Genomic DNA, 17,017 nt, shown 5'->3' on the forward strand with positions numbered 1-17,017 from the left:
GGAAAACAGGCCCACCGGGCCGGGAGCGGCGGCGGTGGACCTGCGGACAGCTGAAAGGCGTTACTTGATGATGCGGGATACGCCCCGTAAAATGGGCTTAAAGTTGCACAGCAGCATGACGAGCACCAGTGCGATCTGGCAGGGGATCCAGTAGGGAATCTCGGTGATCATGATGACGGCCTGCAGAATGAGGATCGCGGTGTTAAAAAGCATTTTGGGGAACTGGAAGTTGATCTTTATATACTTGCGGGAGTTGGCGGCGCGAATGAGGTAGATGACAAAATAGCTGGCCAGCGTGGCGATGGCCGCCCCGTTGACCCCCACCCGCGGGATGAGCGCCAGATTGAGCACGATGTTGATGAGCGCGCCCGAGATGACGGTACCCAGGATGAGCGTAGTCTTTTTTTCGACCAGGTAGACGCTGCCGATGAAGGTGGCAAAGCAGTTAAACAGCGTGGCGATGACCAGCACCGGGATGTAGCGCCAGGAGTCGTAGAAGGTTTGGGAGACCAGGATGGAGGTGATGAACTTGGCCATCATGATGAGGCCGGAAGAGCCCAGAAACAGGAGCGACTGGAAGGAGGAAAAGACATTGGAAAAAAAGGCGGAGCGCTTTTTGCTGTCGGCCGACTCGACGGCGGAGATCTGCCAGGCGTCGGAGAAGATGGTGGAGAGCAGCACGATGGCGGTGGGCACCTTGTAGCTGGCGGCGTACAGGCCGTTGGCCCCTTCACCCAGGTAGTAGGTGACCATGTACCGGTCGGAGACGTTGGTGATCCACCAGAACACCGCCGAGGGGATCATGGGGATGCAGTAGCGCATCATCGAGCCCCACAGGCCGGGGCGCCAGTGGCCCAGCTTGATGTACCGGTGCAGCCCGGCGATGGTGAACAAAAACAGGGTACACAGTGTATCGGCCACGATGGTGGCCAGGACATAACCGGTGATGCCCCACTTGAACACCACCAAAAACAGCACGTTGAGGATGATGGTGAGCACCGTGGCCAAGATGCCGTCGAAGGCGTAGAGCTTGACGTACTGCTTGGAGCGGACGAACTCGGCGCACAGCTGCTTGATGAGAGCCATGAACACGTACAGGTAGATGAGCAGCGTGTACTGACTGATGAAGGTGATCTTTTTGAGTAGTGGCGAGAATAGGAAGAACACCCCGAAGCCGGCCAGGATGGTGACCAGACCGATAGAGAACACGTCGGATTTGTCGATGCGCTTATCGAGCCCGAAGCGGATGATGCCGCTGGCGATGCTCAGAGAGACGACCGGCATGAGCAGGCTGGCCGTTTGCGTGATGATATCGACGGTGCCGTAGTCGCTGGGGGAGAGCACCCGGGTATACAGCGGCATGAGCAAAAAGACCAGCAGTTTGGAGCTGAAAGTACCGATGGAGAAGATGATGGTATTGGACATCAGCTTTTTGTATTTATTCAAGCGAAAACCACCCTTTACTGTGCAGCGCCGGGCGCGGGAGCCGTGGGCGCCGTGTTCAAGCGAGGGCCGGCCGGAGCGGTCGGCATCGAACATATAGCCTATTATACCAATGTCAGGAAAAAATGACAAACTTATGCGCAATAATTATTACTATATACCCATTTGCACTGTCGATTATACAGATATCCTGTGAACAATCCTGTGCAAAAGCCACAGATAGGGGCGCTGGGGGCGGTTTAGGGCCGAGCGGGGCGGCAAGGCGGCGTGTTGTGCTGCCGGCGGCGGGAGTGGTATACTAAAGAAAACACGGGGTGGAGAGCGGCGGTAAAGTGGGGCCGCTCTTCTGATGATGAGAAGGAGCGAGCGCGATGAGCATGCACATCGAGGCCAAGATGGGGGATATCGCCCCCAGTATTTTGCTGCCGGGAGACCCGGAGCGGGCCAAATTCATAGCGGAGAACTACCTGCAGGACCCGGTATGTTTCAATAGAGTGCGGGGGATGTACGGCTATACCGGCCTTTATAAGGGGCAGCCCATGTCGGTGATGGGGACGGGGATGGGCATACCGTCGATGCTCATCTACGCCACCGAGCTCACCCGTGATTACGGTTGTAAGCGGCTGGTGCGGCTGGGCACGGCCGGCGCTTTTGACCCCGACTTGAAGCTGATGGACATCGTGCTGTCGCAGGCCACCAGCACCACCTCGGCCATCAACGACTACATTTTGCCCGGCCATTTTGCCGCCTGCGCCGACTTTGAGTTGCTGGACAAGGCCTACCATTTGGGACGGGACCGGGGGCTGCGCATTTTTGCCGGCAACACGCTGTGCAACGACCACCTGTATATCGACGACAAGCCGGCCTATGCGGCCAAGTGGGCGGCATACGGGGTGATCGCCTCGGAGATGGAGGGAACGGCGCTGTACACGGCCGCGGCCCGCTACGGCGCCAAGGCGCTGACCATGATGAGCATCGTGGTGACCAATTTTGGCGGCGACGGCAGCCACGAGGGCGGGGTCTCGGCCGAGGACAAGGAGAAAAATCTTATCGACATGATCGAGCTGGCGCTGGATACCGCAGCGCAGTAGGCGCGACCGGCAGCAAAGTAAAATGTGAACAAATTGTAAAAAAGGCCCCTATTTTCGCTGTTTGGCAAAGATAGGGGCCTTTTTTGCGTTGGATGAATGGACGGGGGCGATCAGTACCCCCGCTGCTTGGCGGTATAATCGGTGGAGGTGAGGGAAAAGACGGCGACCGAGCGGGTTTCGCTCTCGCTAAAAGAGAAGTCGCGGCCGGTCTGGGCGCGCATGAGCAGAGATAGGGCCGCCGCCTTTTCGGCGGGGTCTTTTAGGATGCGGACCTGGCCGGTGCCAAGCAGGCTCTGGTAATCGTAGCCGTACTGGCAGGCGGTGGGACCGGCGGTGAGCCGGTGGGCACAATCCATCTCGAAGGCGACGGGGCCGGTGCAGGCCTGCAGGGCAGACAGCTTGCGGCCGGTCTGAGCGCTGTGAAAGTACAGCGTGAGCGCACCGCTCTCGGACAGCTGATAGCCAAAATTGAGCGGCACGATGTAGGGGCCCTGCCTGTCGGTGACGGCGATGCGGCAGACCTTGCAGCGGGAGAGCAGGTCGGCGATAGCGGCGGGGTCGGTGATCTGGCGGTCGCGGCGGCGCATGGGAGACCTCCTTACTTGTTACATTATACGGTGCAAAGTGGGAGCAGTGTACTGATCATGACATAAAAAAATAGTGCGATATAGACTACCGACGCCGAGAAAACTACAAGGCGGTCTTCAAGTGTCGATGCCTGGGGCCTTGACAGAACATGAGCGGGTAAATGTTTCTTTTTTAACTTGACTTTTTCTATGGTCCAGGCAAAACCACAAGATATCCAAAGGACAAGAGGGAGCAGAGCGGGGATGCAATAGCGCCCCTGAGGTTGATAATCGATACTGTAGGAGTATTTGACGCTCAGGATAACGGGAACGATAACACAGAGAAAGCCATTGAAGGCCAGGAGCCTTTTTTGCACGGAGTTGCTGTGACTGATGATATAGAAAAGACCAAGAAATATGGAGATAGCAAAGAATAGCGTATAAACAAAATAGATGCTGCGCGGTGCGTAGGCGGTCATGTAGCCGAACACACCGATAAAACTTTTTATCGATGTGGATACCCACATCAACCCCATATAGGGCTTGGTCAACATGTCGATGACCGATACTCCGCTATTTGCAGGCGTAGGGCGATTAGACGGTTTATAGAAGTCTGGAGCATATTTTTCGCCGCAGGCGTACATCGTATCCATACCGAGAAAATCGCCGTTATACATAATGAAATTACGGATAAAAAACCAACCAGCTAACACGAGAGCAACAACTGCGATGCATATACCGGGGCGAAGCAGCGAGATCAATCTGTTTTTCCAAGTCAGACCGGGTTGATTGAGCAGACGGTCACCTAGAAAGAGAAAGATGCTACCCAAAATGAAGGCATAGACATTGTAGTAACTCATGGCGCAAAGACCTATGGAGACGCCGAGAAAAAGACAAGATCTGAGGTCCCAGCGGTGTTCAAGACAATAGAGCCATCCGTAAGCGATCATCGCGGTGGTAAATATGCCAAAAACGTCAGAATTAAAGTAGGCGCTTAGAAATGCAAATTGCGGTAGAAAACCACACAATACAGCGGGAAGGTACTGTAGTGCACTATGTGGGAAGACCTTTCTTCCGATTTTGACCAGGAAATAGAGCGTGCCGACCCCCGAAAGTACACTGACTAGGCGAGCGGCTACCAGAAGAGTGAATGCGTTACCAGTAAAGAGACCGACTACTTTCATGAACAGGGCGGCGATCAGGGAAGAGCCATACGGAGTAAACGCATAGGAGAAACCCCAGACCGAATTGCGTATGCTCTCTTCGAAACCGGAGGGAAGATTTCCATGATGAAAGATGTAAAGAGGTACATCATAGCGCATGTATTCGTCGGGGGCCTGCTCCATGGGCAGATGCAGTGAAATATAAAAATAGATACCAAAACTTATAATGAGAAGGAGCAATAAAATAAGCTTTCGATGATTGATATGTTTGTGAGAGGCCATTTTAATCTCCTAGTTACAAAAAGTCGGGGGTGTGGATGTTGTGGGTCGCCTGGTAGCACAGGGTGAGCAGGCTGTCGCCCAGATGGACGTTTTCGACCACTACGTTTTTGTGGTCCACCCGCAAGTCGTAGTGGCTGAAGTTCCAAAAGCCGGTGATGCCCAGCTCGACGAGCGACTCGGCCACCTGGGCGGCGGCTGTTTTGGGAATGCAGAGGATGGCGATGGTGGGGTGGCGCTGGGCGCAGAAAGCGGAGAGATCGTCGCTGTGCTGCACCTGCAGGCCAGCGACCTGCCGCCCCACCTTTTGGGCGTCGCAGTCGAAGATGCCGGTGAGGGTAAAGCCCCGCTTTTCGAAATGCATGTGGGTGGCGATCGCCTGCCCCAGATTGCCGGCGCCGATGAGGATGGCCTGCAGGTCGTGGTCGACGCCGATGATCTTGCCGATCTCGCGGTGCAGCTGATGGATGTTATAGCCGTACCCCTGCTGGCCAAAGCCGCCGAAGCAGTTGAGGTCCTGCCGGATCTGGGAGGCGGTGAGGTGCATGCGCTCGGCCAGCTCTTTAGAGGAAATGCGGCCCACACCGCTGGCCAGCAGATCGCCCAGAAAGCGGTAGTACCGGGGCAGCCGGCGGATGACAGAAAAGGAAACCGTGTTTTTTTTCACAGACATCTACCTCGCCAATCAAAAAAGTATCGTATATCGTTTATCGTGTGTCAGGCATCGTTTAAAAACTGCCGGCACCGCCGGACGGCAGAGACAGGAAATAGGAGGGAGGCATTGCTGCCTCCCTCCTCGTATTTTATAGCATTTTTACGAAAACCGCAATGTCGGTTTAGGCAAAGAGAATAATATCGGATGATATGACAAAATATTCACGAGACCATTGGGCAAAAACACCCGCATAATCCGGTGTATCCACATGTGCCCGTGTGTGCTTGTGTACGTGTGCGCATGCAGCCGTGGGCGGCCGCGTGCTTGTGCTCTACAGCTTTTGGATGGTCTCCATCACGTAGTCGCCGAACTGCTGGCAGGTGCAGCCGGTGTCGCGGCCGGTGCACTGCATCTTGTGCTCCTCGTACATGCAGATGTCCAGGGCGCGCTCCAGCTTGTCGGCCTCCTGCTGATAGCCCACGTGGGAGAGCATCAGCACCGCCGCGCGCAGCATGGAGCAGGGGTCGGCGTAGATGTCGCGGCCCTCGTCGACCATGCGGGGGGCCGAGCCGTGGATGGCCTCGAACATGGCGTAGCGCTTGCCCAGGTTGGCGCTGCCGGCGGTGCCGACGCCGCCCTGGAACTCGGCCGCCTCGTCGGTGATGATGTCGCCGTACAGGTTGGGCAGCACGAACACCTTGAAGTCGCGGCGGCGCTTTTCGTCGATGAGCTTGGCGGTGGTGATGTCGATGTACCAGTCGTCGGTGATGATCTCGGGGTACTCTTTGCCGATGTTTTGGCACAGCTCTAAAAACTTGCCGTCGGTGGCTTTGACCACGTTGGCTTTGGTGATGATGGACACCCGCTCTTTGCCGTTTTTGCGAGCGAAGTCGTAGGCCAGGCGGGCGATGCGCTCGGTGCCCTGAGTGGTGGTGACGGTGAAGTCGACCGAGAGGTCGTCGTCGGCGGCCAGACCGCTGGAGCCCAGGGTGTAGGCGCCCTCGGTGTTCTCGCGGAAGAAGGTCCAGTCGATGCCCTGCTCGGGCACCTTGACCGGGCGCACGTTAGCAAACAAGTCGAGCTCTTTGCGCATGGCCACGTTGGCGCTCTCGATATTGGGCCACTTATCGCCTTTGCGGGGAGTGGTGGTGGGGCCCTTTAAGATGACGTGGCAGGCCTTGAGCTCGGCCAGCACATCGTCGGGGATGGCTTTTTTGTGGGCCACCCGGTTCTCGATGGTGAGGCCGTCTATCTCGCGAAACTCCACCTTGCCGGCCCGCACCTTATCGGCCAGCAGCCAGGACACGACCCGCTCGGCCTCGTGGGTGATGCGGGGGCCGATGCCGTCGCCGCCGCAGACGCCGATGATGAGTTTATCCAGATTCTGGTAGTCGACGAAATCGCCCTGCGCCTTCATCATCTCTACCCGGTCCAGCTGGCCCTCCAGCACCTTGGCGAAGTGTTCACACGCTCTTTTGATGGTCTCTTCTCTGGTCATACTGCTCACTGCCTTTCGCTTATTTTTTTGGTGTAGGGCAGCAGGCCGCCCGCGAGTAGGATATCGATCTGCCGGCCCGACAGCTCGGCTCTTACGGCAAAGCTGCGGCCGGTGGTGCTGTCGGTGACGGTGAGGTCGCCGCCGGCCTTCAGGCCGGCCGGCACGCCGCAGATAGACAGCGCATGGCCCAGCTCGACGCCGTCGTAGTCGGCTTCGCTGACAAATTCCAGCGGCAAAATGCCGGCGTTTACCAGATTTGCCTTGTGGATGCGGGCAAAGCTCTTGGCGATGACCGCCTTGACCCCCAGATACAGGGGGGCCAGCGCCGCATGCTCGCGGGAGGAGCCCTGCCCGTAGTTGTGCCCGCCGACGATGATGCCTTGCCCCTTCTCTTTGCAGCGGGCGGGGAAATCGGGGTCGACGGCGACAAAGCAGAACTCGGAGATCTTGGGCACGTTGGAGCGGTAGGGCAGCACCTTGGCCCCGGCGGGCATGATGTGGTCGGTGGTGATGTTGTCCTCTACCTTTAAAGTGACTTCGCAGCGGATATCCTCGGCCAGCGGGGCGGTCTGGGGGTAGGGTTTGATGTTGGGGCCGCGCCGGATCTCGAGGGCCTGCGCCTCGTCGGCGCCGGCGGGGTGGACGATGAGGTTGTCGCTGATGGTAAAGCGCTCGGGCATGACCACCTCGGCTGCCTGCCCCAGGGTGGTGGGGTCGGTGATATAGCCGGTGAGGGCCGAGGCGGCCGCCGTCTCGGGGCTGACCAGGTAGACCTGGGCGTCGGCCGTGCCGCTGCGGCCCTTAAAGTTGCGGTTGAAGGTGCGCAGCGACACGCCCGCCGAGCGGGGCGACTGGCCCATGCCGATACAGGGGCCGCAGGTGCACTCCAGCACCCGGGCGCCGGCGGCGATGAGATCGCCCAGCGCGCCGCAGTCGGCCATCATGGCAAAGACCTGCTTGGAGCCCGGCGAGATGGTGAGACTGACGCCTTCGGCCACCGTTTGGCCCTTTAACATGCCGGCCACCCGCAGCAGGTCGCGCAGCGACGAGTTGGTGCAGGAGCCGATGCACACCTGGTCGACCTTGATGCCGCAGAGCTCAGATACCGGTTTTACGTTGTCGGGGGAGTGGGGGCAAGCCGCCAGCGGGCGCAGCGCCGACAGATCGACGGTGATGACCTTGTCGTACTGGGCGTCGCTGTCGGGCTGCAGAGGGGTAAAGTCGCTCTCGCGGCCCTGGGCGCGCAGAAAGTCGCGGGTGACCTCGTCGGCGGGGAAGATGGAGGTGGTGGCCCCCAGCTCGGCGCCCATGTTGGTGATGGTGGCCCGTTCGGGCACCGACAGGGTGGACACGCCTTCGCCGGCGTACTCGACCACGTAGCCGACACCGCCCTTGACGCTGAGCTGGCGCAGCACCTCTAAGATGACATCTTTGGCGCTGACATAGCCCTGCAGGCGGCCGGTGAGCTCGACTTTGATGGTGCCGGGCATGGGAATATAGTAGGCGCCGCCGCCCATGGCCACGGCCACGTCGAGACCGCCGGCGCCGATGGCCAGCATGCCGATGCCGCCGCAGGTGGGGGTGTGGCTGTCAGAACCGATGAGGGTCTTGCCGGGGACGCCGTAGCGCTCGAGGTGCACCTGGTGGCAGATGCCGTTGCCGGGACGGGAGAAATCTACCCCGATCTTTTTGGTGATGGACTGCATGTAGGCGTGGTCGTCGGCGTTTTCAAAACCCGACTGCAGGGTGTTGTGGTCGATATAGGCGACCGACTTTTCGGTCTTGACCCGGGGAATGCCGATGGCCTCGAACTCCAGATAGGCCATGGAGCCGGTGGCATCCTGGGTGAGGGTCTGGTCGATCTTGAGGCCGACCTCGCTGCCGGGGATCATCTCGCCCGAGAGCAGGTGGGCTTTGATGATCTTTTGGGCCAGTGTATATCCCATAGTGGTATCCCGTCCTCTCTGTTTTTGCTGCAATTTTAAAATAGTACTCCACCATTTTAAAACAATACAGGCCGTCTGTCAATGTAAATTCTGGCAGGATTTGAATTTTTAGAAATCAAAACTTGCAAAATTTAGGAAGATTACTGGCCGCAGCACCGAATAAGGCGCATTTTTTGGCAGATACTAAACCAAAAGCTGTGTGCAGCTTGCAAAACGGCAGTTTGGCGGACGCTGCTGCACAGCAGGATTTTGAGTACATCGGGACGCGGGCAGCCGCCGGCTGCAGCGGGGCCGATGCGCCACAGAGAGGGGAAGAGCCATGCAGGAGATACAAAACAGCGCCGCAGACCAGGAGGAGAGAGAGGAAGAACAGACCGAGCGGGAGGAGCAGCAGGCCGAGCAGCAGATGATCACCTCGATGGGGTCGGTGACGGTGAAAAAGGGGGAGCGCACCATCCACTGCCTGACTATCATTGGCCAGATCGAGGGGCACTACATCCTGCCGCCGCAGAACAAGACCACCAAGTACGAGCACGTCATCCCCCAGCTGGTGGCCATTGAGGAGCACGAGGACATCGACGGGCTGATCGTGATCCTCAACACTGTGGGCGGCGACGTGGAGGCGGGGCTGGCCATTGCCGAGCTGATAGCCGGCATGCAAAAGCCCACCGTGTCGCTGGTGCTGGGGGGCGGCCACTCCATCGGTGTGCCGCTGGCGGTGGCGGCCAAGCGGTCGTTCATCGCCCCGTCGGCCACCATGACGGTGCACCCGGTGCGGCTCAACGGGCTGGTGCTGGGGGTGCCGCAGTCGTTTTCGTATTTTGAGCAGATGCAGGACCGCATTTTGAAGTTCGTGGCCCAGAACTCGCAGATATCCAAGGAGCGCTTTCGCGAGCTGATGATGACCACCGGCGAGCTGGCCATGGACGTGGGCACCGTGCTCGATGGCGAGCGGGCCACCAAAGAGGGGCTCATCGACCAGCTGGGCGGCCTGAAGGACGCCATGGACTGGCTGTACCAGGAGATAGAGAGCCGGCACCAGCATGAGGAGCAGACAGCCGAGTAGCGCCACAGACCGGTATTGGCCGATGGCCTGCGCGTGTGGTTCGGCGGGCCGAGGAGACGGTGAGGCGGGGAGACGACCGGCGGCGCCTGGCGCGCGGAGCAGGACGCCTGCCTTGGCGGTGCGCCGCCGTGGGCATGTAGAGCCGACACAGCTCTCGGCCAGGCGGCGTACTCGCTGCACTGTGTACTGTGTACTGTACACAGTGTACTGCGCACGGCGAACTTTGGCCGCCGGTCAAGAAGCTCGACGCGTGAAGAGCGGTGGACAGAGCGGCATGCGGCAGCGCAAAGAGACAGCGACACGGGCTTTTTGGCCGTTTTGGCGGACTGGGCGCTTTCGGACAGTGGACGGCTCCTCCTTATATAGAGGGCGGCGGCCTGACACGGCGGAAAATGGAGCAGAAAAGCAGTAGAGCAGAAAAGCAGTGGAGCAGAAGAGCGGTGGAACGGGCGAGCCGTGCGGCGGGAAAAATGGGCGGCGGTGCGCGCCGCTCTTGATGTGGATGAGGACCGCATGCCGACTTGGCCCCGCCCCTGTACTGGACAGGCCTACCGCTACCCTGTGCGCCCCGTGCAAAACCCGTGCAAAACCTGTGCAAGATCAGTGCAGGACCCGTGTAAAACTTGTGCTCGTGCAGAACTTGTGCAGGTTGTGCAGGCAATTTTTGGCCGGCAGCAGACCGCCGGCCGTACTGGTAGTGTGACGTGGGAGATATTGGGGGCGGCCGCGGGCATGGGACAGTGACAGATGGCGGCCGCAGCTGGGGGCAGAGCGCGCACCGCGGCCGTCGGCAGCTATTTTTAAAAACCCGGTGGGAGGGGACAAATTATGATTTTACACACCGTCGTTCCTTATGGTATGATAATGGGTAGCGAAGTCAGCCGACCGGCCGACTACCGCAGTGTGGGGGGCGTGCCCTGCCAGGTGCAAAACGGCTGTATACAGCGGCTGTGCACCACCGACCCCAGCGCCTTTTTAGACCCCAAGCTGGCCCCGGGCCGGCAGCTGCCGCCGGGGTGCCGGCGCATCTACTACTTTTAAGGCGTACAGGGCACAGACAAAGCTGATCGCCCGGCTGGTGCCGGGCCCTACATACTCCGCCGCGGCGGGGCGCGCGGCGAGCTGACCGGACCGGTCGGACCGGTCATTTTATTTACATATAAGGAGCGTATCTCTACTATGGCCACCAAAACGACGAGACGCAAAAATACAGCGGCGGAAAAAAAACGGGTGTTCCACCAGCAGATGGCGGCGGTCATCGCCTTTGGCGCGGGGCTGCTCATCACCGCGCTCACCTTTATAGCGGGGGAGAACGTGTGGCGCTTTTTGCACAGCGCGCTGTTTGGCCTGTTTGGGCTGTGCACCTACGCGGTGGGGCCGCTGATCTGCTACCTGTCGCTGGACTGCGCGCTGAAAAAGCGCTCGATCCTGTGGCCCTTTCTGATCGCGCTGGGGGCGTTGGCCTTTGGCTGCGGACTGCTGCAGCTGATGTTTTCGCCCGAGCTGGCCGGCAACAACTTTTTTGACAAATTTGTGAATCTGTGGGCCACCGGTTCAGCCAAGCAGGGCGGTGGTCTGCTGTTTTGCGTGATCGGCTGGCCGCTTTCGGCGCTGTGCGGCCGCATCGGGGCGGTGCTCATCATGTGTATCACCCTGTTTGTGGGGCTGATGATCTACAGCGGCAAGACGCTGGTAGACCTGCATAAGAGCGTGTCGCAGCCGGTGAAGCAGGCCGGGCAGATGATCGAGCGCCAGATGGAAAAAAGAGAGCAGCAGCGCCAGAAAAAGGCGGCCATCGACATCGATCTGGGCAACACCCACCCCATCGATATCCCGCTGGACGAGGAGCCGCCGACCCCGGTGAGCGCATCGATCCCGGTGAGCGCGCCGGTGGAGGAGCTATCGGCCGAGGGAGACCGACAGACGGCGGTACCGGTGGTGGACGACATTTTTGACGAGGACCCCATCGAGCCGTTTCCGGTGGGGGAGAGGGCCCAGCCGCTGGGCGATATAGACGAGCTGGTGAGCCGGGTGGCCGCCGAGCAGCAGGGGCCCAGCCCGGCGGAGATCTTTAGCCCCTCGGGCGCCCAAAAGCCGGCCCCGGCCACCGGGCCGGAGCTGCCGTTTGCCGCCGCAGAAGAGAAAAACAGTTCGCCGCTGGAGGGGGCGGTGGAGGTGATGCCGCCCATCGACCTGGTGCCCGCCCCGGCGCCGGGGCAGGCGCCGCCCTACAAGTTCCCGCCGGTGAGCATATTGGACGCCACCCGGGGACCGGCCAACGCCGATATCTCTAATGAACTGCGGCAGAACGCCGACCGGCTGGTAGATACCCTCAAGAGCTTTGGCGTGCAGACGCGCATCATCAACATCAGCCGCGGCCCGGCGGTGACCCGCTACGAGCTGCAGCCCAACGCCGGGGTGAAGATCAGCAAGATAACCAACCTGGCCGACGACATCGCCCTGAACCTGGCGGCGGTGGGGGTGCGCATCGAGGCGCCCATCCCCGGCAAGGCGGCGGTGGGCATCGAGGTGCCCAACCGCAACGTGAGCGTGGTGGGCATCCGCGAGCTGCTGGCCTCTGACACCTTTCGAGAGGCGTCCAGCCCGCTGACGGTGGCGCTGGGCAAAGACATCGCCGGGGCGGTAAAGGTGGCCGATATCGGCAAGATGCCCCACGTGCTCATCGCCGGCGCCACCGGCTCGGGCAAGTCGGTATGCATAAACTCCATCATCCTCAGTTTGCTGTACAAGTCCTCCCCCGAGGAGGTGCGGCTGTTGATGGTGGACCCCAAGGTGGTGGAGCTGGGCATCTATAACGGCATCCCCCACCTGCTGGTGCCGGTGGTGACCGACCCCCATAAGGCCGCCGGCGCGCTGGGCTGGGCGGTGACCGAGATGCTAAACCGCTACAAGCTGTTTGCCGCCAACAACGTGCGGGATATCGGCGGCTACAACAAGCTGTGCGAGGCCCGCGAGGACATGGAGAAGTTGCCCCGTATCGTCATCATCATCGACGAGCTGGCCGACTTGATGATGGCCGCCCCCGGCGAGGTGGAGGATGCCATCTGCCGCTTGGCGCAGATGGCCCGCGCCGCCGGCATGCACCTCATCATCGCCACCCAGCGGCCCTCGGTGGACGTGATCACCGGCGTCATCAAGGCCAACATCCCCAGCCGTATCGCCTTTGCGGTTTCGTCGCAGATCGACTCGCGCACCATACTGGACGGCTCGGGGGCGGAAAAACTGCTGGGCAAAGGGGACATGCTGTACTTCCCGGTGGGGGCCTCCAAGCCGACCCGGTTGCAGGGCTGCTTTGTCACCGACGAGGAGATCGAGCGGGTGGTGGAATTTATAAAACCCGAGACGCCCAAGACCTACGACGAGCAGATCATCGAGGAGATCGAGAAACAAGCCACGGCCGAAAAGAGCAAAGGCGGCAGCGGCGGTGACGGCGACGAGGATGACGACATGCTGCCCGACGCCATCGAGGTGGCTGTCGACCTGGGGCAGATATCGACTTCGATGCTGCAGCGCAAGCTGAAACTGGGCTATGCTCGCGCCGCCCGCATCATCGACGCCATGGAGGAGAAAGGCATCATCAGCGGGTTTGAGGGCTCTAAGCCGCGGCGGGTGCTCATCACCCGGCAGCAGTGGCTGGAGATGAACGCCAGAGAGCAGTAGGTGCAGCGCTGCCCGATAAGGTCGGCAACTGCCGCTTTAAACAGAGCGGCAGTTGCCGCGATACAGGATATAAGGAATTTTACATATGAGAGATTTTTTACCGATCTGCCGGGCGGATATGGAGGCCCGGGGGTGGGAGCAGGTGGACTTTGTCTACATCAGCGGCGACAGCTACATCGACCACCCCAGTTTTGGCGCCGCCATCATCACCCGCCTGCTGGAGGACCGGGGCTACAGGGTGGCCATCTTGCCCCAGCCGGACATAGGCGACGAGGCGGTGTTTACCCAATTTGGCACCCCGCGGCTGGGCTTTATGATATCTTCGGGCAATGTGGACTCGATGGTGAACCACTACACGGTGGCCAAAAAGCGCCGGAGCACCGACTTTTACACCGCCGGCGGCGAGATGGGCCGCCGGCCGGACCGGGCGGTGACCGTCTACACGCGCACGGTGCGGCGGCTCTACCCCCAAAGCGCCATCATCATCGGCGGGGTGGAGGCCTCGCTGCGGCGGTTTGCCCACTACGACTACTGGGATGACAAGGTGCGGCCCAGCATTTTGGCCGACAGCGGGGCGGACCTCATCTCGTACGGGATGGGCGAGTACCAGACCATCGAGCTGGCCGACCGGCTGGCCGCCGGCGAGCCCATCAGCGCCATTACCGATGTGCGGGGCACCTGCTATATGACCACCCGCGACCAGCTGGCACCCGGCTTTGTGGAGTGCGCCAGCTTTGAGAAGGTGCGGGAAAACAAACTGAGCTACGCCAAGGCCACCGCCATCCAGTACGGGGAGTTCGACTATGCCCGCGGGCGCACCGTGGTGCAGAAGCACGGCGACCGGGTGCTGGTGCAAAACCCGCCGGCCAAGCCGCTGGACACCGAGATGCTCGATTACGTGTACGCGCTGCCCTACCAGCGCACCTACCACCCCAGCTACGAGAAGCTGGGCGGGGTGCCGGCCATCAAAGAGGTGGAGTTCTCCATCATCCACAACCGGGGCTGTTTTGGCGCCTGCAATTTCTGCGCCATCGCCGTGCACCAGGGGCGGCACATCACCTGCCGCTCGACCCAGTCGGTGCTAAAAGAGGCAAAGGCGCTGACTGAAAACCCGCGCTTTAAGGGCTACATCCACGACGTGGGCGGCCCCACTGCCAACTTTCGGCAGCCCAGCTGTTCCGGGCAGCTGGAGCGGGGCATGTGCAAAAACAAAAAGTGCTTGGCGCCGACCCCCTGCCCGCGACTGCAGGTGGATCACCGGGAGTACGATGAGCTGCTGAGCGACATGCGGAAGATACCGGGCATCAAAAAAGTGTTCGTGCGCTCGGGCATCCGCTTTGACTACCTGAACCTAGATAAGGACCAGAGCTTTTTTGACCACCTGGTGGCCCACCACGTGAGCGGACAGCTGAAGGTGGCGCCGGAGCACTGCAGCGCCGGGGTGCTGGCGGCCATGGGCAAGCCGGCTATCGCCGCCTACAAGCGCTTTCAGTCGCAGTTTTACAAAAAGACGGCCAAGATCGGCAAGAAGCAGTATTTGGTGCCCTATTTGATGAGCAGCCACCCGGGCAGCGGCTTAAAAGAGGCCATCGACCTGGCGCTGTTTTTAAAGGAGGAGGGGCTGCACCCGCAGCAGGTGCAGGACTTTTACCCCACCCCCAACACGGTGTCGACCTGCATGTACTACACCGGGCTGGACCCGTTTACCCTGCAGCCGGTCTACGTGGCCACCGACCCCCACGAGAAGGCCATGCAGCGGGCACTGATCCAGTACTTTTTACCGCAGAACCGCGCGCTGGTGTGCGAGGCACTGCTTCGGGCGGGCCGGGCCGACCTGATCGGCGTGGGAAAGAACTGCCTGGTGCGCCCGGACCAGAAGACGGCGGCCATTTTGCAGGCCAGAAGGGAAAAGGTGCAGCAGCGCCCGCAAAAGGGGCGGGACCGCCGCCCCGGCGGGAAGAAGGGCAGCCCGGCCGGGCGCGGTAAAAGGCCCGCTACCGGAAAGGGGGCAGACCGATGGCAGGCGCAAAACGGCAGCCGCAAAAGCGGCGGCGGACAACGAAAAGGCGGCCGGTAAAGGGAAAATACGGCTATTTGCTGGCGGCGCTCATGGCGGTGCTCTGCGTTTTGGTATCCGCCGGGCGGGACTACCTGCCGCAGCTGGGCGGCTGGCTGGAGACGCTGGGCCTCTCGGACGTGCAGCAGCCACAGGCACCGGGGGCGGTACACTTTATCGACGTGGGGCAGGGAGACTGCGCGCTCATCCAGTCGGGGGGCAAGAACATCCTCATCGACGGGGGAGAGAACAACCAGGGCCAGCGGGTGGTGGCCTACCTGCAGGGCCTGTCGATCACCGAGCTGGATATGGTGGTGGCCACCCACGCCCACAGTGACCACATCGGCGGGCTGGACGTGGTGATGCGCGCCATCCCCACCAAGACGCTGCTGATGCCCAAATCGGCCCCGGGCAAGACCCCCACCACCAAGACCTACCTGGACATGCTGCAGGCGGCCGACGAGACTGGCGCAGAGCTGGTATATGCCGCGCCGGGGCAGCAGTTCTCCTTTGACGAGGGCAAGATCGAGGTGCTGGGGCCCACCGAGCAGTACGAGGACGCCAACAACACCTCGGTAGTGCTGCGCTTTACCTACGGGCAGACCCGGTTTTTGTTTACCGGCGACGCCGAGAAAAAGAGCGAGAAGGCGCTGCTCGGCGCGGGGACAGACCTGCGCGCCGACGTGCTGAAACTGGGCCATCACGGCAGCGACACCTCGACTTCTACCGATTTTTTGCAGGCGGTGTCGCCGGCCTACGCGGTGGCCTGCGTGGGGGCCGACAACAGCTACGGACACCCCAGCCAGCAGACGCTGGACCTGTTGGGCAGCCGCGGCGTGGCGCTGTACCGCACCGACTTGCAGGGAAACCTGCTGTTTAACACCGACGGCCAACACATCACCGTACAGACGCAGAAGTGACCGGCGCCGGAGGTATGGCCCGGCGGTGCCTAGAGGGAGCGAGAGCAGATGAAAAACAGGGTGTTACTGGGAGTGAGCGCCGCGGCGCTGACTATTTTTACCGCGCTGCTGGCGCTGTGCCTTTTGACCGGCTGGCTGGGCGACTGGGCGGTGCGGCTGTTTGGCACCGGGGTGCTGGTGGCGCTGGCGGTGACCGTGTACAGCGCGGTGCGGGCGCGCATAAAGCGATAGAACTTTGCGTTTGACCGCTGTTTGACCGCCGCGCGAAGATGAGGATGTGCCGCCCGCCGCGAGCGGGGCAGGGGCATATGGGACCGCCCCGGGAGATAAAAAGACGCCCGCCCGCGGGGGTGTAAAGACCGGATAAAAAGGAGGGGGAGATGACGGTGGAGGAGTACTGGAGCGTAGACCGCCTGGAGGGCGAGACCGCCGTGTGTCAGGACGACGGCGGCGCGCTGCACCTGCTGCCCCTGGACCAGCTGGACTTTGTGGTGCAGGAGAGCGACGTGCTGCGCCGCACCGAGAGCGGCTGGGCACTGGACCCAGAGGAAAAAAAGAGGCGACAACAGCGAGCCGAGGCCCTGCTGCGCCGCTTGGAGGGGCGGCGGTGAACGCCCCTCTTTTTTGATGTAAAAAGCGCTCGGCCGCGCGCG

Annotated in this window: 14 protein-coding genes; 8 read left to right on the forward strand and 6 right to left on the reverse strand. The window is 61.0% G+C overall.

Going from position 1 to position 17,017, the window contains the following annotated elements; all coding sequences use genetic code 11:
* Positions 1-60 precede the first annotated feature (60 nt).
* On the reverse strand, positions 61-1,446 hold the full coding sequence (locus tag H8K20_RS03315) for a lipopolysaccharide biosynthesis protein (protein ID WP_164998280.1): 1,386 nt from the start codon (positions 1,444-1,446) through the stop codon (positions 61-63).
* A gap of 368 nt (positions 1,447-1,814) precedes the next feature.
* On the opposite strand from H8K20_RS03315, the gene H8K20_RS03320 reads away from it, so the two are divergent.
* A complete protein-coding gene (locus tag H8K20_RS03320; protein ID WP_105205685.1) occupies positions 1,815-2,534 on the forward strand; it encodes a purine-nucleoside phosphorylase in 720 nt (239 codons plus the stop codon).
* Between the two features lie 110 nt (positions 2,535-2,644).
* Here H8K20_RS03320 and H8K20_RS03325 read toward each other — a convergent pair whose 3' ends face one another.
* From H8K20_RS03325 to H8K20_RS03345, 5 genes are all read right to left on the reverse strand, one after another.
* Positions 2,645-3,121: a pyridoxamine 5'-phosphate oxidase family protein gene (locus H8K20_RS03325; RefSeq protein ID WP_105205684.1), complete on the reverse strand. Its 477-nt coding sequence runs from the start codon at positions 3,119-3,121 to the stop codon at positions 2,645-2,647.
* A gap of 23 nt (positions 3,122-3,144) precedes the next feature.
* On the reverse strand, positions 3,145-4,545 hold the full coding sequence (locus H8K20_RS03330; RefSeq protein ID WP_186487475.1) for an ArnT family glycosyltransferase: 1,401 nt from the start codon (positions 4,543-4,545) through the stop codon (positions 3,145-3,147).
* 13 nt (positions 4,546-4,558) lie between these two features.
* On the reverse strand, positions 4,559-5,209 hold the full coding sequence (locus H8K20_RS03335; RefSeq protein ID WP_370738827.1) for a redox-sensing transcriptional repressor Rex: 651 nt from the start codon (positions 5,207-5,209) through the stop codon (positions 4,559-4,561).
* A gap of 319 nt (positions 5,210-5,528) precedes the next feature.
* Positions 5,529-6,695 carry an isocitrate/isopropylmalate family dehydrogenase gene (locus H8K20_RS03340; protein ID WP_105205682.1) on the reverse strand — a complete coding sequence of 389 codons (1,167 nt, stop codon included), beginning with the start codon at positions 6,693-6,695 and terminating at the stop codon, positions 5,529-5,531.
* A 5-nt stretch (positions 6,696-6,700) separates the two neighbouring features.
* Positions 6,701-8,641, reverse strand: coding sequence for an aconitate hydratase (locus H8K20_RS03345; RefSeq protein WP_186487476.1), 1,941 nt, complete (start codon positions 8,639-8,641; stop codon positions 6,701-6,703).
* Positions 8,642-8,960: 319 nt separating this feature from the next.
* Here H8K20_RS03345 and H8K20_RS03350 point away from each other — a divergent pair, with 319 nt between their 5' ends.
* The 7 genes from H8K20_RS03350 (at position 8,961) to H8K20_RS03380 (ending at position 16,975) form a co-directional block, all read left to right on the forward strand.
* Complete coding sequence (locus H8K20_RS03350) at positions 8,961-9,707, forward strand: ClpP family protease (protein WP_186487477.1); 747 nt, start codon at positions 8,961-8,963, stop codon at positions 9,705-9,707.
* An 828-nt stretch (positions 9,708-10,535) separates the two neighbouring features.
* Positions 10,536-10,748, forward strand: a complete 213-nt coding sequence (locus H8K20_RS03355) for a YlzJ-like family protein (RefSeq protein ID WP_105205678.1) — start codon at positions 10,536-10,538, stop codon at positions 10,746-10,748.
* A 138-nt stretch (positions 10,749-10,886) separates the two neighbouring features.
* Positions 10,887-13,388 (forward strand): DNA translocase FtsK, encoded by a 2,502-nt coding sequence (locus H8K20_RS03360; protein ID WP_186487478.1) that lies wholly within the window; start codon positions 10,887-10,889, stop codon positions 13,386-13,388.
* An 85-nt stretch (positions 13,389-13,473) separates the two neighbouring features.
* A complete protein-coding gene (locus H8K20_RS03365) occupies positions 13,474-15,465 on the forward strand; it encodes a YgiQ family radical SAM protein (protein WP_186487479.1) in 1,992 nt (663 codons plus the stop codon).
* Positions 15,405-16,364 (forward strand): ComEC/Rec2 family competence protein, encoded by a 960-nt coding sequence (locus H8K20_RS03370; RefSeq protein ID WP_186487480.1) that lies wholly within the window; start codon positions 15,405-15,407, stop codon positions 16,362-16,364. Before H8K20_RS03365 ends, H8K20_RS03370 begins: the two co-directional genes overlap by 61 nt.
* 48 nt (positions 16,365-16,412) lie before the next feature.
* Positions 16,413-16,595: a hypothetical protein gene (locus tag H8K20_RS03375; RefSeq protein ID WP_186487481.1), complete on the forward strand. Its 183-nt coding sequence runs from the start codon at positions 16,413-16,415 to the stop codon at positions 16,593-16,595.
* A gap of 149 nt (positions 16,596-16,744) precedes the next feature.
* Complete coding sequence (locus H8K20_RS03380) at positions 16,745-16,975, forward strand: DUF3006 domain-containing protein (protein ID WP_186487482.1); 231 nt, start codon at positions 16,745-16,747, stop codon at positions 16,973-16,975.
* Positions 16,976-17,017: the final 42 nt, after the last annotated feature.

The sequence above is a fragment of the Neobittarella massiliensis (ex Bilen et al. 2018) genome (assembly GCF_014269355.1).
Lineage (GTDB): Bacteria > Bacillota > Clostridia > Oscillospirales > Ruminococcaceae > Neobittarella > Neobittarella massiliensis.

Coding starts and splice junctions, on each gene's coding strand:
- H8K20_RS03355 (WP_105205678.1), top strand. CDS start 10,536: ATGATTTTACACACCGTCGTTCCTTATGGTATGATAATGGGTAGCGAA.
- H8K20_RS03325 (WP_105205684.1), bottom strand. CDS start 3,121: ATGCGCCGCCGCGACCGCCAGATCACCGACCCCGCCGCTATCGCCGAC.
- H8K20_RS03375 (WP_186487481.1), top strand. CDS start 16,413: ATGAAAAACAGGGTGTTACTGGGAGTGAGCGCCGCGGCGCTGACTATT.
- H8K20_RS03320 (WP_105205685.1), top strand. CDS start 1,815: ATGAGCATGCACATCGAGGCCAAGATGGGGGATATCGCCCCCAGTATT.
- H8K20_RS03330 (WP_186487475.1), bottom strand. CDS start 4,545: ATGGCCTCTCACAAACATATCAATCATCGAAAGCTTATTTTATTGCTC.
- H8K20_RS03370 (WP_186487480.1), top strand. CDS start 15,405: ATGGCAGGCGCAAAACGGCAGCCGCAAAAGCGGCGGCGGACAACGAAA.
- H8K20_RS03340 (WP_105205682.1), bottom strand. CDS start 6,695: ATGACCAGAGAAGAGACCATCAAAAGAGCGTGTGAACACTTCGCCAAG.
- H8K20_RS03345 (WP_186487476.1), bottom strand. CDS start 8,641: ATGGGATATACACTGGCCCAAAAGATCATCAAAGCCCACCTGCTCTCG.
- H8K20_RS03365 (WP_186487479.1), top strand. CDS start 13,474: ATGAGAGATTTTTTACCGATCTGCCGGGCGGATATGGAGGCCCGGGGG.
- H8K20_RS03350 (WP_186487477.1), top strand. CDS start 8,961: ATGCAGGAGATACAAAACAGCGCCGCAGACCAGGAGGAGAGAGAGGAA.
- H8K20_RS03380 (WP_186487482.1), top strand. CDS start 16,745: ATGACGGTGGAGGAGTACTGGAGCGTAGACCGCCTGGAGGGCGAGACC.
- H8K20_RS03360 (WP_186487478.1), top strand. CDS start 10,887: ATGGCCACCAAAACGACGAGACGCAAAAATACAGCGGCGGAAAAAAAA.